This is a genomic window from Corynebacterium sp. HMSC034B08, from assembly GCF_001835805.1.
GTDB lineage: Bacteria > Actinomycetota > Actinomycetes > Mycobacteriales > Mycobacteriaceae > Corynebacterium > Corynebacterium coyleae.
In genome coordinates this window covers 109,906-110,229 of record NZ_KV825958.1, presented here as the reverse complement: position 1 = coordinate 110,229, position 324 = coordinate 109,906, and the positions used below count along the sequence as shown (strand labels likewise).

Here is a 324-nt window from a genome sequence, read left to right as displayed (position 1 = left end):
AGGTGTTAGTGCAGGCGATGTCGGCCGCAGCGTTGGAGACGCTGGCTGATTTCGACCTTGATGTTGCACTCGCCTCGGGCTTCGCACCGGACCGGGCGCGTGCCTGGTCGCGGCTGCGGGATGTGTACTTCGGGCGCACCAAGTTCACGCGCAAGCAAAAGACAGCAAGTTCTTTGGCGCGTGGTTTCTCCCTCGACGAGCTGGTGTTGATTGAGCGGCGTATTGCACCGGTGAAGGATGCCTCGCAGCGGTGGGCGCTGCGCCTGGCCTTGCTTGAGGTTGAAGGCGGTTATCGGGCGATTGAGGCAGCGGCACGCACGTTGG

General features: G+C 63.0%; 1 pseudogene. It reads left to right on the top strand.

What is annotated here, in order from left to right:
- Nucleotides 1-324, top strand: a pseudogene (locus HMPREF2656_RS13600) (HNH endonuclease); the annotation flags it as partial.